We start from the raw sequence: 14,401 nt of genomic DNA on the forward strand, positions 1-14,401 counted from the left end.
TTATTTGATATTAGTTCTAGCATTAAAAGCGTGAATTAATGTTTGTTGATCCAAATATTCTAATTCGCCACCAAAAGGAACTCCAAAGCCAATTCTAGAGATTCTTATATCCTTACCAATCATTTGAGAAATAAAGTGAGCGGTTGTTTCTCCTTCTACAGTAGGACTGATAGCTAATATAATCTCACTTATTTCTCTATTTATAATTATTTGCTCTAAAATATTAAGTTTTAGTTCATTTGGTCCTATACCGTCAAGCGGAGATATTCTGCCATTTAGTACGAAGTATTTTCCTTTGAAAAAGCCTGCTTCTTCAATAGCTATTAAATCTAGCATACTTTCAATTATGCATAATTTAGATTCATCTCTATTTTGGCTATTACAGATATCACAAATATCTTTTTCAGTAAGAGATTGGCAATATTTACATTTTTTAATATTTTCAGCTGCGTCTAACAGAGAGTTAGCAATTGTAATAGCAGTTTCTGGAGATTTATCAAGCAAATATAATGCAAGTCTTTGAGACGATTTTTTACCAATAGTCGGTAATTTACGCAAAGATTCTATTACAGCAGTAATTTTGGGAGAGAAAATTTGATTGTTCATTATTTAAAAGGAAAATTAAATCCATTAGGTAAGTCAATACCAGCTTCTTTCGCCATTTTACCAATATCCGCAGAGGATGAGCTATCTTCTACTTTCTTAACTGCGCTATTTACAGCAGCAGCAATTAAATCTTCTAGCATTTCTTTATCTTCTGACATTAAAGAATCATCTATAGTAACTTTTTTGACATCATATTTGCCAGTCATTGTTACGCTGACAAGTCCAGCTCCAGACTCGCCTATTACTTCCATATTTTCACGCTCTTGTTGAGCTTTTTTCATTTGTTCTTGCATTTTTTGCGCTTGTTGCATTAGCTTTGACATATCAAAGTTCATTTCTAAATCCTTATTTTTTGTTCAAAATTTGTTCTACAGCTTTTAATATCTGTTCACTAGAGTCTTTTATCAATGTATTTTTTGCTTTTTGTGATATTTCTTTAAGTTTGTCTCTATCTTCATAAAGAGGTTTAATTATATCTATTAAATTCTCCAAAGTCATTTGATCTTGCCTAATACAAAATCCTGCATTATTTTTTACCATATTTTGTGCGTTAAAAAATTGATGATCATCTACAGCTGACGGTAATGGTATAAATATTGCAGGAACTCCAGCTGTGGCTGATTCTGATACCGTTAGAGCTCCTGCTCGACAAATTAGTATGTCAGCCCATTCATAAGCGTCGGTCATATCAGTAATATACGCTGATATATCTTTGATATGAGTTGAGGGTACTTGATTGTAATTATTTTTAGTTTCTTCAAAAGAAAGCTTGCCTGTTTGATGCCATACTTTTATATTTATTCCTTGCTTATTTGTTTCGATAATAAGGTCAGGGATAATATTGTTTATACTTTTGGCTCCTTGGCTACCTCCTAAGACAAGAAGTTTTAGTTCACCTTTCTCGGTTATATTCTTTGTTTTATCATTAAGAGCTATAATCTCTTTTCTGATAGGATTTCCTACAACCTGTGTTTTAGCTAATTGCTTAGTATTAAGTCTTTTTTGTATATTTTCCACATCAAATGCTAGGCATACTTTTGTAGCGAGTTTGGCTAATATTCTGTTTGTTAAACCTATTTTGGCATTTTGCTCATGGATTATTATAGGTATGTCCTTTTGTACAGCAGCAAGACATATAGGTCCAGATACATAACCGCCAAAACCTATGACTAAGTCAATTTTTAGTTTTTTGAGTATCTTACGCGCTTTTAGTGTACTTGATATAAGTGTAAATGGGAATGCTACTTTTCTTTTAAGTCCTTTGCCTCTAACACCAGAAGATTTAATATATTGCATATTAAAATATTCAGGTACAATGTTGGCTTCCATGCTATTAGGAGTACCAACCCACGTGACATTAGCATTATTCTCTCTTAGCATTTCAGCAACTGCAAGTGCAGGGTAGATATGTCCACCTGTACCACCAGCAGTAATAATTATATTTTTATCTTTTAAGTCCATAAATATCTACGTATTAACTTTTGATTTAACAAATTAATTTTAAAGGATTTTTATGTTATTATCATCTATTAGCTAAAAATAAACATGTTTTGTCGAAGAGGAATTATGGCTGAAATAAATCAAAACTACTTATATACAGATTCTAATTTATGGGTTGAAATTAAAGGTGATATAGCAAGAGTAGGTATAGATGATTATTCTCAGAACGAATTTGGAGAAATCGTTTATGTTGATTTACCTAAATTAGATCATGAATATGTTAAAGAAGATGAGATTTGTGTGATTGAATCTGTAAAAACAGCTTCTGATATTTACGCACCATTATCTGGAAAAATTGTAAGCGTAAACAAAGAGCTAGTAGACAATCCAAAACTGATCAATCAATCATGCTACATAAAAGGGTGGTTATTTGAAATTGAAGTAAGCAGAAAAGAAGAAATAAAAGAATTATTAACACCAGAAGATTATAGGAGCCATGTTGAATAAAAATTTTTTATTTGTATTTTTGTTTCTCTTTTCATTATCTAGTTATGCGAGTGATAAATACCTTAATTACTGTAAAATATACAATCCTAAAAAAGGTATAGAATATGAAACTCATACTAAGATATCATTAGATTTTTGTCTTTATTATTTAGATATATGTAATAAAAAATACAATAATAAATGTGATGCAAAGATGAATGCTTATCAAGGACTGTATAATACAAATAACGCATTAGCGACAATGCACGTAATATATCGTGATGATTTAGATAATTCAAATAACTAAATTTATCTTAAAAGAGTTATCGAGTATGTTGAAATAGATTTTTTGGGCTTAAATAGATAATACTTTGATTTTGGTCTAGTGAATTATAATAATCAGGCTAACATAATCAAGTTACCAAATTAGATTTATAGTTACAAGAGATATATGATTCATCCAAAATATAGTTAATTTAATAATAAATGTAGTTAGATAAATAAGAAATTATAAGAGAAAATTATTTTATTACACAATTTATACTGTTTAGGTCACCACTGACTAAATATGTAACACTTGTCTGGTTATTTGTAGGTAAAGGACATTTTACATACGCTGAATTATCATTTCCTTTGGCTGTAGTAGTCTTACTCCATGGTATGATAGTTATTTGATTATTTGCTAGGTTAACATCACCTAAACTACTAGACCAAGCTCTTGCTGTTACAGTGTCATCTGAGTTGACTTGATAGAAAGGGGTATTGGCATTAATTGTTACATTTATATCTTTGTCAACAATTGGCGGATTATCTGGATCCTGCGTTGAGTTAGATACTTTAATATTTAGATCTTTCTGCCAAGCTTCTGCTCCAGTAATTTCACTAGAGATGATAAGTTTATAGTTTCCTGCTTTGATATTCTCAAGCTGTAATGCCAAGTCATATGTATCCATAGGAGATATTTCTATATCAGATTTTCTATAAACTTGATTACCATTTTCATCTTGTAGTACAACAGATACTTTGGCATTAGCTGAGCTATGAGACATTATTTTAGCATTAATATATAGCTTACCATTAGAATCGATAGAATACTCATTTTCAAAGTCCATTAGGTGTAGCTCATTTTTAATATTTTGACTAGCTTGCTGATAGTAAAAACTAATTTGGCTATATGGTTTATCAGTAGTTTGATAAATATAAAGAGAGTTACCATTTGGAACGACCTCATTATTATTATTTTTGACTCCAGCAATTATTTGATTATCTAAATCAGAGGAGCTAAGAGTATTTATTTTATTAGTTAATTCAATGAATAAGTCGTTTGTACTTATTGCTTTTGGAACTGTTAGTAGAGGATATTCATACATGGTACCATCTTTGAATAATTGTAACGTGATCTTATCACCTTCTTTGATATTCAACGGGTTTATAGTAAATTTAGTTGCTTCTACTGGAAATTTATCTGTAGGATCAGTTTGCTGTTCTGCATCTTTAATATACTCCCAAGGTCCCCATTGCTCAGCTCCTGGTTGCTGACCTGGATTTACATACCACTTATTTTGATATATCTTATTTTCAAATACTACTTTGGTACCCGTAGTTGGATATGACTTAGTAGCATCGTATGCTGGTATGCCAGATCCCTCCGAGTCATTATTAGGATCAGTAATATCACCATTTGGTAGGATAACAGTACCAGCTGGTTTATCATTTGTAAAATCTAAGTCTAATAGATTATAAAAGCTCATTCTAGTATCATCCACATCCCACTCAGCCATTATGATTTGATAACCTGATCTATTTGGTAATGTACATGTAAACGTTAAGCCATCTTGAGGTGGTTGATTAGGAGCTATCCATGTAGGTTGTGGATCATAACAGTTCAAAGGCTGTTCTTCAAAACTATCACGAGTAAGTAATTTATCTGGGTTCCAGTTAGGTTTAGTTATATAAAACTTGAAATGTTTACTTTTATGATTAGCTGTGAATTGCCATTTGATCTTTAATGGCTGTCCTGGCTGGACAACAGTTTTTGCCCAACGACTTTGTTGCTGTTCATCTAATGCTTCAAAACCAGCAACATCAGCACTCCCTATATTATTATCTAAAGCACCTAAGTTAAATAGTTCATCTACTTGTTCTATAGATTGCGGTTCATATTGAGCTCTTGAGCCACAATCTTTATTTTTTCCCTCCTTACATAGTAAGGCACGAGAAGCAGGGCTTTCAACATATCCGTGTGAATATGCTTGGGTACTAGCTAATAAGATTAATCCAGTAGCTAAAGTGATTTTATTTAGTTTCATGATAAGGCTCCTTATCTATATTTTTTAATAAAACAGTTATTAAAATTAATACCTGCAACTACAATCCTATCAATTGTTTCTACAAAATCAAAACATAGTAAAGTTATTAATTTTAGTTTACAAAAATTTAATAAATACAGCTGTTTTATGTATGGTTAATAATGATTGGGAGAAAAATATATCTTTGTTTTAATATTTTTTTAATGTTTTATAATTTCACAAATTATCTGTTGACTTGAAATTGAATTTTATAATTTATAATAACTATATATTATTAGATATTTTATTTTAATAATATTTTTATATGGAATATGTTTATATATTTTGAGATTAAATATTTCAGTGCCTGAAATGATAAATAATTTACATAACATAGCCTATAACATATAATATACGCTGTATAAATTTCGATAACTTTATTAAATAAATAAGACTTAGTGTGTATGATAAATATTAAATTTCCAGATGGATCTATACGAGAATTTGAAAGTGGTGTTAATTCTTTACAAATAGCAAAATCTATTTCTCCAAGCTTAGCTAAGATAACAGTCGGTGCCTATATCGATAATCAGTTATCTGATGCAAAAGATGTTATAAATCATGATTGTGAGTTAAGACTTATAACTACAAAAGATACAGAAGGTCTAGAAATTTTAAGGCATTCATGTGCTCATCTTTTAGCTAATGCTGTTAAAGAGCTATATCCAAATACTGAAGTAACTATAGGGCCTGTTATAGATAACGGATTCTACTATGATTTTTCATTTAAAGAGACTATAGGTGAAGCAGATTTAGCAAACATAGAAAAGAGAATGAAAGAAATTGCTAAAAAAGGGACTTCTATAAGTTACAGAGTTGTGTCTAAAGAAGATGCTATAGCGTTTTTTAAAGAACAAGGAGAAAATTATAAAGTTGATATAATTGATAGTATTCCAGCAGATCAAAAAATCAAGATTTATACTCAAGGTGATTTTAGTGATCTATGTCGTGGTCCTCATGTACCAAGCACAGCAGCTATTAAAGCATTTAAGTTAACGAAGTTAGCGGGTGCTTATTGGAGAGGGGATTCGAATAATGAAATGCTCACAAGAATATATGGTACTTGTTGGGCTACTAAAGAAGATTTAGATCAATATCTGCATATGTTAGAAGAAGCAGAGAAACGTGATCATAGAAAAATTGGCAAAGCTTTAGATCTATTTCACTTCCAAGAAGACTCGCCAGGGATTGCATTCTGGCATGATAATGGTGTGAGAATTTGGCGTGAAGTAGAAGATTATATGAGAGCTTCTAACAAGAAATATGGTTGTGGTGAAATTCGTACTCCATTAATAGCAGATTTTAGTTTATGGGAAAAGTCAGGACATGCTTCGAAGTATGCTGAGAATATGTTTGCAACAAAGTCTGAAAATAGAGATTTTGCAATTCGTCCAATGAATTGTCCAACTTGTGTACAAGTTTATAATACTAAATTACATAGTTATCGAGATCTACCGATTAGAATGGCAGAGTTTGGTATAGTGCATAGAAATGAACCTTCTGGTTCTTTACATGGTTTGATGAGAGTTAGAAGTTTTACACAAGATGATGGGCATATATTTTGCGCTCCAGAACAGGTGGAAGAAGAAGTGATCCTAATGGTCAAACAATGTTTTGAAGTATACAAAGATTTTGGTTTTAATGATTTTACTGTCAAAATTGCGCTTAGACCAGAGAATAGGATAGGTAATGATGAGACTTGGGATAAGTCTGAGCAAATGCTTAAAAATGCTCTTGATGCTAACAATGTTGCTTATGAGCTACTACCAGGTGAAGGAGCATTTTATGGACCTAAGATTGAGTTTCATCTAAAAGATGCTATAGGTAGAAGTTGGCAATGTGGCACTATACAGCTAGATTTTTCTATGCCTGATAGATTAGGAGCTACGTATATTGATAAGAATGGTAACAAGCAAGTTCCTGTAATGTTACACAGAGCTATTGTAGGGTCGCTAGAAAGATTTATTGGTATGCTAATAGAGCATTATGCAGGAAATATGCCACTATGGTTAACTCCAGTGCAAATTGCTGTAATGGGTATTAGTAATCATCAAGATGAATACTGTCAAAAAGTCTTTGAAACCCTAGAAAAAAATGGTATTCGAGCAAAATTAGACTTGAGAAATGAGAAAATAGGGTTTAAAATACGTGAGCATACTCTTTTGCGTGTGCCTTACCTTGTTATACTTGGTAAAAGTGAGCAGGAGCAAGAGATTGTTACAATAAGAAAACATAATGGTGAAGATCTAGGACAGATGTCTATAGGTGATTTTTGTGCTTTCTTGAATGAACAAATTGAAGCTAAAAAATAATAATTTCTGTGGAGGAAAAAAGTTATTAAAACAACGGATAAAAAAGCACCTATAAATGAGCAAATTAAAGCTAAAGAGGTGCGCCTAGTTGGTGTTGATGGTCAGCAAATAGGTGTTGTATCTATCAATGAAGCTTTAGCATTGGCTGAAGAGGCTAATGTTGATTTGGTTGAAATGGTAGCAAATGCTAATCCACCAGTTTGTCGTTTGATGGACTACGGTAAGTTCTTGTTTGAACAAGGCAAGAAAAAAGCACAAGCGAAAAAAAACCAAAAGCAGACACAGATCAAAGAGATTAAACTTAGACCTGTGACTGATGTAGGGGATTACCAGGTAAAACTACGCAACCTGATAAAATTCCTTGAAAAAGGCGATAAAGTAAAAGTCACATTAAGATTCAGAGGCAGAGAAATGTCACATAACGAGCTAGGCATGCAAATGCTTCAGCGTATGGCAACTGATGCGGCTGAGTATGGTGTGGTGGAACACCAACCTAAAATGGAAGGTCGTCAAATGATTATGGTTTTAGGACCAAAGAAAAAGTAGTAAATCAAAATAATAACAACAAATACAATGCGGAGTATTTAAAAATGCCTAAGTTAAAAACTAAGAGTGGTGCTGCTAAGCGCTTTAAAAAGACTGGTAAAGGTGGTTTCAAGCACCGTTGTGCAAATCGTGCTCATATCAATACTAAAATGACAACTAAGAGAAAGCGTCATTTAAGAGGTATGAATCAAGTAGCTAAAGTTGATACTGCTAGTTTAGTTCAACAAATGCCTTACGCATAAGTTTGTTTATCAATTTTTAAAGTGGAGACTAAATCATGTCAAGAGTAAAAAGAGGCGTAACAGCACGCGCACGTCATAAGAAGGTTTTAAAACAAGCTAAAGGTTACTATGGTGCTCGTTCAAGAGTATATAGAGTAGCTAAACAAGCTGTAATTAAAGCAGGTCAATATGCTTATAGAGACCGTAAAGTTAAGAAAAGAACATTCAGATCACTTTGGATTGTTCGTATCAATGCTGCTGCTAGACAACACGATATTAGCTATAGCCAATTAATCAACGGTTTAAATAAAGCTGGTGTTGAATTAGATAGAAAAGCATTAGCTGAGCTTGCTGTATATAACAAAGATGCATTTGCTGCAGTAGTTGAAAAAGCTAAAGCTGCTTTAGCTTAATTGAGTATTCTAATCAAATTTTTCTTTATAAAATCTTGTGAAATTTATAAATTCCTTACTTGTTAAAAGGCTTTTTTTAGTCTTTTTTTTAAGTCTGGGGATTTTTGTGTTTTTAATTTTTAATGGTTATAAATATCTAGATATAGATAAGATTAATTCAGCATACTATAATGCTAGTTCTTATATAGATGGCCATATAGTACTTGCGTCTTTAAGTTATGCTTGTATATATATTTTAACAGTGTTCTTTTCTGTTCCAATCAAACCATTTTTAAAAATACTTGCAGGACTTTTGTTTGGGTTAGTATTGGGCTTTTTTATTTGTCTATTCTCAGCTACATTAGGAGCTATGTTGGCTTTTTTAATCATTAAATACAATTGGGGAGAAGTGCAGACAAACCCAAGATTTAAGATTGTTTCAAGATTTAAATTTTTGGTAGAAAATTATCCTGTGTCTATATTGTTGATTTCTAGAATTTTACCAATTCCTTTTTTTGTTCCAAATATTCTGGCAGGAATTTTAAAAGTTAAAAACAGTATCTTCTTTTTGACTACTTTGATTGGCATTATTCCCATAACATTTATATATGTATGGTTTGGAGTTCATTTTAAGAGTTCTCAGCAGGGGCAAGCTAATTTATTTGACTACAAATTTATAATAGCCATTATAGTCTTGTTAATATTGGCATTATTTCCTTTTATATTTAAATTTATTTTAGAGCGGAAAAAAAGTACTTAGATTATTATTCATAAGTTTAAGCATATTTAGTAAGTCCTTTTATTTTATAAACTTTAAGCTTGATATAACGAACTAATGATCGGTCTTGTATGTGCAAGACTTCTTTAGCATTGCGCGGATGTACTTTTTCAATATCAATAATAGATTTATTAAGCATCAGTCCATGTGTGTGAGTTAATAGCTTATTTTTATTTGCAAAAGGGTTGTGATATAAAACAGATGAGAGTTCTTGATTAATTTTTTCTAATTTTTTGTCATAAGGATTGCTTACTACACCCATAATAGCAAAGTTTACATCTGTATCTTCATATTTTTTCTCATCATAATAATTTTGACTATTTGTAAAGATATTTTCACTATTTATAGGTGCTTTAGTTATAGCTTCTGCATTCACTTGTGAAAACTGAACACATCCTACAACAGCAAAAGGAGATTTAAGTTGAGTATAAATTTGTTTATAGATATCTGCAAGAGTACTTTCTGTATCAAATGAGAAATATTTTGCTATATAGCTTACAGGAGTGTTTTTAGGAATAATGAATATGCCTGTCGTCACAAATTCAGGTCCCCACATTAGGGGGTCTCTTTCTGATCTACTCACATCTGTTCTTGATGAATAAATCATGTTATTGAGCAAAATACATTCGCCAAGGTTATAAATGCTTTGTGGTGATCCTAGTTCAAAGCCATAATCAAAATCACTAGCAAGAAAGCGTCTGTATTTTAGCTCTTCTGGTACAATACCATGAATTACATTATCAACATGACCAATATATGCTAAAGTTTCTGCATTATCATTTTGTTTTTCTAAAAAAATCATATAGTTACCTAAATTCGTCTCATGAGTTATCGTAAATTCTGGTATATCAACTTTTCTAAGTTAGTATAGAATCTTTGTTTATATTCAATTTCTTTTTTAGAAATAATTGAATAATATGTAATAAGATATCTCAAAATAAATATATATACCATATACTAAAAGGAAGTTTACTTTTAAATTTAATGAGATGTGTTATATGTTTAGATATAGTTTTCTTGATGATTATAGTGAAGGATGTCATCCTAAGATAATTAAAGCATTAGAGGATACAAATTTAATTCAACAGATGGCTTATGGGAATGATGAATATTCTAGTCAGGCAAGGGAGTTAATCTGCAAACACCTTAATAAAGATAATGTAGAGGTATATTTTGTTGCTGAAGGAACTCTTGCTAACCTGATATGTATTTCAAGTATTTTGAAGCCATATGAGGCTGTAATTTCTGCTAGTAGTGGGCATATTGCTTTACGTGAGGCTGGTGCAATTGAGGCTACAGGACATAAGATTATTTCAGTTTTTTCTGATAATGGTAAATTAACATCTAATGATATCAAAGAAGTGATTAAAAATAACTCTCATGCTCCTCATATGGCAAAACCTAAATTAGTATATATTTCTAATTCAACAGAATTAGGAACTATATATACAAAAGAAGAATTACAGAAGCTATCAGAGGTTTGTAAACAAAATAATTTATTATTATTTATTGATGGTGCAAGATTGGGTGCTGCATTGACTGCTAAAGATAGTGATTTAAGTTTAGCTGATATTGCAGAGTTTTCAGATATATTTTGGATTGGTGGGACTAAGGCTGGAATTTTGTTTGGAGAAGCAATAGTTATTCCAAATAAGAATCTAGCTGAAGAGTTTGGTTTTAATATTAAGCAAAGAGGAGCGCTATTAGCAAAAGGTAGAGTGTTAGGACTTCAATTTAGGGAATTATTTTCTAATAATCTTTTTTTTGATCTAGCTAGTCATGCTAATAAAATGGCAGGAAAGCTTTCGCAAGCAATAATTGATGCTGGTTTTAGATTATTGCAACCTACACAAAGTAATCAGGTTTTTGCTATTTTTCCAAATACTTTAATTAGAACTCTTCAAGAGAGGTTTACATTTTTTGTTATGAATGAAGTTGATGAACAAAGCTCTATGGTACGACTAGTTACTTCTTGGGCTACGCTTGAAGAAAAGGTTGATGAGTTTATTGAAAGTATAGCTACATAATCTTACTTATATACTTAAAAATTTTTTTAGAATATGTCTAGAGTAAGATTGAATTTTGAATAAGAATACATTATTTTTTGATTTTTTTATCAAAATTGAATATTTTATATTGCTAGATTGATATTATTGGTCATATGTCAGGTTAAAAACTAGATGTTTCTCGATGAAAATAGATATAAAATTTGCTGAAAGAATGATTGAAATAGTAGCTGAATCTTTTTTTATTCATGGATACTTAGATGAGAAAGATATAGAAAGTAAAAACACTCTAATAGATAAAATGCAAGAAATTCTCGACTCTGAGACTATTGATATAGATTTTGTAATTGACCATAGTGAATATATATTAGATAAAGCATATTCTTTTGAAAAATCTGGGGATTTAGACTTATCAATAGTGTTTTTTGTAATATTTTTTGAGCATTCATTAAATAAATTAATTGATTATCAGCTAAGAGAAAAGAATATAAGTAAAAAAGCTAAAAATGAATTAATTAGATCTGTAAATATTGCTGGTAAATGTGGGTGGTTATTGGAGGTATTAGATTTACCCTATTTTAATAGGAGTCATGCAAAAAATATTCAAGAACTAGCTGATAATAGAAATGCTTTCATTCATTATAAATGGAATCCTAAATGTGAAAAAAATAATGATAATAGAGGAGAGTTAATTCTTAAAGCTAAGAGTACAGTAAAATACTTGAAAAATTACTTATCGCGCATTTTATATAAAGGTCAGAAAAGTAAATTAGATAAGCTTTTTGCTAAAAAAAGCAATAAAAAAATTAAAAACTCTCAATCTCTCCATCTTTCTTAGCCATAATAACAGTGTCAGCAGGCTTAAGAGCAAAAATGCCGTTAGTGACAACTCCTGTTATTTGATTTAGTTCAGTTTCAAGCTTTAATGGGTTGTCTATTTTTAGATTATATACATCTAGGATAATGTTGCCATTATCTGTAATAGTTTGCTCTCTATATACAGGTTGGCCGCCTAATTTAACTATTTCTCTAGCTACATAGCTTCTAGCCATTGGGATAACTTCTACAGGAAGAGGGAACTCCCCTAGAGTATTTACTTTTTTAGACTCATCAATAATGCAGATGAATTTTTTTGCGGCTGCAACACATATTTTCTCACGTGTAAGAGCTGCTCCGCCACCTTTAATAAGCTCTTTATAGCTGTTGCATTCATCAGCACCATCAATATATAAATCAATTTCTCCAGCATAGTTAAGATCAACTACTTCAAAACCTAGTTCTTTAAGCTTTTTTGTTGAGTCTTCAGAGCTTGATACAACGGTCTTTACTTTGTCTTTATAGTTGACTAATTCTTGTATAAGAAAGCCAACTGTACTACCTGTACCAACACCTAAAGTGATTTCTGATTTTATATGTTTAGCAGCTTCAATAGCCGCAGCTTTTTTTAACTCATCTTGATTATTTTTTTTATTAAAAAACATTTTAGAATTTTCTCTTGTTAAATATTTTACTAAAAACACTTCCTTTGACTATATATACAATAGTACATGCGATAGCTGCTATAAACTGCCATAGAATAGGCATTGGTAAAAATATATAGCCAATAGCTATAATGATGCATATAAATGGTATGAGAATTCTTAGTGTTATATTAAATATAGGTGATAATTTAGTATTTGTATTTTTGAGTATCTCGTAACTAAGTCTTTGTGCATCATAAATCCAGCCAGTGATAAATACATCAAATAGGAAAATGAAAATGATGATGATGTGGAGAGCAATCATGTTAGAAAAATCAATATAAGCAATACCTGACTCTATAAAAAATGTAGTTATAATAAAAGGAATTAATAGAATTAGTAGCTTAGTATATAGCTTAGTACCAATTTGGAAAATATACTTCAAGGATGTAACAAAAACAACAAGATTAAGAGTTGTAAATATTACTTCAAGTAGTAGATAATACATAGGATAGTTTGTTTTAACTATTGTGAAAATAGTTGTGATTTGTAAACCTTCTGTAGGTTGAAGATAACTTCTATAGTCGCCTAATATAGCATATATAGTTATACATATCATAAATGAAAAGACTATATTGTAGAATATACTTTTAAAGGCACTGGTTTTTAACTTACCAAAATCATTGTCACCAATATTTATAATGTTTTTATAAAATGCTATGGAGATAAAGTTGCTTAGTATTGCATAAACTAAAGCTAGTCCAAACATGGAGCGAAGCTGCTCAACTTTTTGATAATTTATATCAAAAAGAAAATCCTTTATTCCAATAATTCCTTGAGGTGTATATATTACAATTAACATTAGAATAGTTACTAAATATAGTGATATATGAGCTGTGGTTTTTAGCGTCTCATTCAGGTTTATCTTTTGCTTATCAGCAAGTATGAACATCAAAAAAATGGCAGCAAATACAGCGAGTAGAGATGTGTATATTGGAAAATTACTACTAAACTGAAGGCTCTGGTCACTTAATCTATCTATTGCAGGTATATTATCAAAAAAATCTAAAACATAAGTAGACATGTTAAACATAACAAGAGCTACAAGAATAATCATTATACCGGTTAATAATATACTAATAGGTCTAAATTTAGAGCTGCCAGTAATTTTATAAACTAATTTACTATGTGAATTTAAGTCAGGATAAGCTTTTTGAAAATATATTGCTATTAGGTTCATTGGATAGCATAGTAGCACTAAAAATGCTATATAGGCATAAAAAAACTCTAATCCATTGTATTTAAAAACATTTGAAAAAAATCCAAAACTGAAACATATAGAGGCAGATACAAGTCCTGTAACTAGAGGTGTTGAAGTCTGTTTGATATTCATTAAATCTTCCTGTTTGATGCTAGTTGATAGCGCAGTAGTTACCGCGGAATGTTATGTTTATGATCAGCTTAGTGTTTTTGTTATATGAAACCCAAGTCGTGCACATTAAAGCCCCAAATTGAACAAAATGAGGATTTCTGTTTGCCATTATTAAGCTATTCATTGGGCTTCCAGCATAAGCAGGAGTATTTGGGTTAACCGCTTTGCGTACATATACATAAGTCTCGACATCAGGATCTGGTGAGACTTGAATTACATTATTAGGCATGCCGAACTCTTGGGTATAGGAATAGATATTTTTACCAATCCATGCTTTTTGTTGATCTATATATTTTTGCTTTGTAGCACATGAAAGAAGTGCTGATGCTAATACTGTTAAAACTACTATTTTAAAAAAGTCTTTTATCATAATA

At 30.8% G+C, this 14,401-nt stretch carries 17 protein-coding genes; 9 read left to right on the forward strand and 8 right to left on the reverse strand.

The features are described 5' to 3' along the window. From recR to murG, 3 genes are read right to left on the reverse strand one after another with little or no spacing between them, the layout of a single operon-like run. The gene (recR, locus tag ACKTR7_RS08925) at positions 1-606 is read right to left on the reverse strand and encodes a recombination mediator RecR (RefSeq protein WP_407877972.1); all 606 of its coding nucleotides are present in this window, start codon (positions 604-606) and stop codon (positions 1-3) included. Further along, the gene (locus tag ACKTR7_RS08930) at positions 606-941 is read right to left on the reverse strand and encodes a YbaB/EbfC family nucleoid-associated protein (protein WP_004288003.1); all 336 of its coding nucleotides are present in this window, start codon (positions 939-941) and stop codon (positions 606-608) included. The genes recR and ACKTR7_RS08930 overlap by 1 nt, the downstream gene beginning before the upstream one ends. A gap of 10 nt (positions 942-951) precedes the next feature. After that, complete coding sequence (murG, locus tag ACKTR7_RS08935; protein ID WP_407877973.1) at positions 952-2,067, reverse strand: undecaprenyldiphospho-muramoylpentapeptide beta-N-acetylglucosaminyltransferase; 1,116 nt, start codon at positions 2,065-2,067, stop codon at positions 952-954. Positions 2,068-2,172: 105 nt separating this feature from the next. Between murG and gcvH the strand changes: the two genes are divergently transcribed. Beyond that, positions 2,173-2,553: a glycine cleavage system protein GcvH gene (gcvH, locus tag ACKTR7_RS08940; protein ID WP_407877974.1), complete on the forward strand. Its 381-nt coding sequence runs from the start codon at positions 2,173-2,175 to the stop codon at positions 2,551-2,553. Then, positions 2,543-2,839: a hypothetical protein gene (locus ACKTR7_RS08945; protein WP_012279664.1), complete on the forward strand. Its 297-nt coding sequence runs from the start codon at positions 2,543-2,545 to the stop codon at positions 2,837-2,839. The genes gcvH and ACKTR7_RS08945 overlap by 11 nt, the downstream gene beginning before the upstream one ends. Positions 2,840-3,053: 214 nt before the next feature. Here ACKTR7_RS08945 and ACKTR7_RS08950 read toward each other — a convergent pair whose 3' ends face one another. Then, positions 3,054-4,841, reverse strand: a complete 1,788-nt coding sequence (locus ACKTR7_RS08950) for a lytic polysaccharide monooxygenase (RefSeq protein WP_222829878.1) — start codon at positions 4,839-4,841, stop codon at positions 3,054-3,056. Positions 4,842-5,284: 443 nt separating this feature from the next. Between ACKTR7_RS08950 and thrS the strand changes: the two genes are divergently transcribed. From thrS to ACKTR7_RS08975, 5 genes are read left to right on the forward strand one after another with little or no spacing between them, the layout of a single operon-like run. Beyond that, on the forward strand, positions 5,285-7,192 hold the full coding sequence (thrS, locus tag ACKTR7_RS08955) for a threonine--tRNA ligase (protein WP_407877975.1): 1,908 nt from the start codon (positions 5,285-5,287) through the stop codon (positions 7,190-7,192). Between the two features lie 6 nt (positions 7,193-7,198). Beyond that, on the forward strand, positions 7,199-7,738 hold the full coding sequence (infC, locus tag ACKTR7_RS08960) for a translation initiation factor IF-3 (protein WP_159184965.1): 540 nt from the start codon (positions 7,199-7,201) through the stop codon (positions 7,736-7,738). Between the two features lie 44 nt (positions 7,739-7,782). Beyond that, on the forward strand, positions 7,783-7,980 hold the full coding sequence (gene rpmI, locus ACKTR7_RS08965; protein ID WP_003034330.1) for a 50S ribosomal protein L35: 198 nt from the start codon (positions 7,783-7,785) through the stop codon (positions 7,978-7,980). Positions 7,981-8,015: 35 nt separating this feature from the next. Then, positions 8,016-8,372: a 50S ribosomal protein L20 gene (rplT, locus tag ACKTR7_RS08970; RefSeq protein ID WP_004287992.1), complete on the forward strand. Its 357-nt coding sequence runs from the start codon at positions 8,016-8,018 to the stop codon at positions 8,370-8,372. Positions 8,373-8,409: 37 nt separating this feature from the next. Then, positions 8,410-9,111: a TVP38/TMEM64 family protein gene (locus ACKTR7_RS08975; RefSeq protein ID WP_407877976.1), complete on the forward strand. Its 702-nt coding sequence runs from the start codon at positions 8,410-8,412 to the stop codon at positions 9,109-9,111. Positions 9,112-9,127: 16 nt separating this feature from the next. Here ACKTR7_RS08975 and ACKTR7_RS08980 read toward each other — a convergent pair whose 3' ends face one another. Then, complete coding sequence (locus ACKTR7_RS08980; protein WP_200151105.1) at positions 9,128-9,931, reverse strand: hypothetical protein; 804 nt, start codon at positions 9,929-9,931, stop codon at positions 9,128-9,130. A gap of 196 nt (positions 9,932-10,127) precedes the next feature. Between ACKTR7_RS08980 and ACKTR7_RS08985 the strand changes: the two genes are divergently transcribed. Both ACKTR7_RS08985 and ACKTR7_RS08990 read left to right on the forward strand, forming a co-directional pair. Next, entirely contained in the window at positions 10,128-11,156 is a 1,029-nt protein-coding gene (locus ACKTR7_RS08985) for a threonine aldolase family protein (protein ID WP_407877977.1), read from the forward strand. 163 nt (positions 11,157-11,319) lie between these two features. Beyond that, positions 11,320-11,973, forward strand: a complete 654-nt coding sequence (locus ACKTR7_RS08990) for a hypothetical protein (protein WP_407877978.1) — start codon at positions 11,320-11,322, stop codon at positions 11,971-11,973. Here ACKTR7_RS08990 and rpiA read toward each other — a convergent pair. Genes rpiA through ACKTR7_RS09005 form a run of 3 tightly spaced genes read right to left on the reverse strand, consistent with a single transcriptional unit; the run spans position 11,942 to position 14,397 of the window. Then, entirely contained in the window at positions 11,942-12,616 is a 675-nt protein-coding gene (gene rpiA / locus ACKTR7_RS08995; RefSeq protein ID WP_407877979.1) for a ribose-5-phosphate isomerase RpiA, read from the reverse strand. The genes ACKTR7_RS08990 and rpiA overlap by 32 nt on opposite strands. A 1-nt stretch (position 12,617) precedes the next feature. Beyond that, entirely contained in the window at positions 12,618-13,988 is a 1,371-nt protein-coding gene (locus ACKTR7_RS09000) for a hypothetical protein (RefSeq protein WP_407877980.1), read from the reverse strand. Between the two features lie 19 nt (positions 13,989-14,007). Then, on the reverse strand, positions 14,008-14,397 hold the full coding sequence (locus tag ACKTR7_RS09005; protein WP_407877981.1) for a hypothetical protein: 390 nt from the start codon (positions 14,395-14,397) through the stop codon (positions 14,008-14,010). Between the last annotated feature and the right edge of the window lie 4 nt (positions 14,398-14,401).

This window comes from Francisella sciaenopsi (genome assembly GCF_045862875.1).
GTDB classification, from domain to species: Bacteria; Pseudomonadota; Gammaproteobacteria; order Francisellales; family Francisellaceae; genus Francisella; species Francisella sciaenopsi.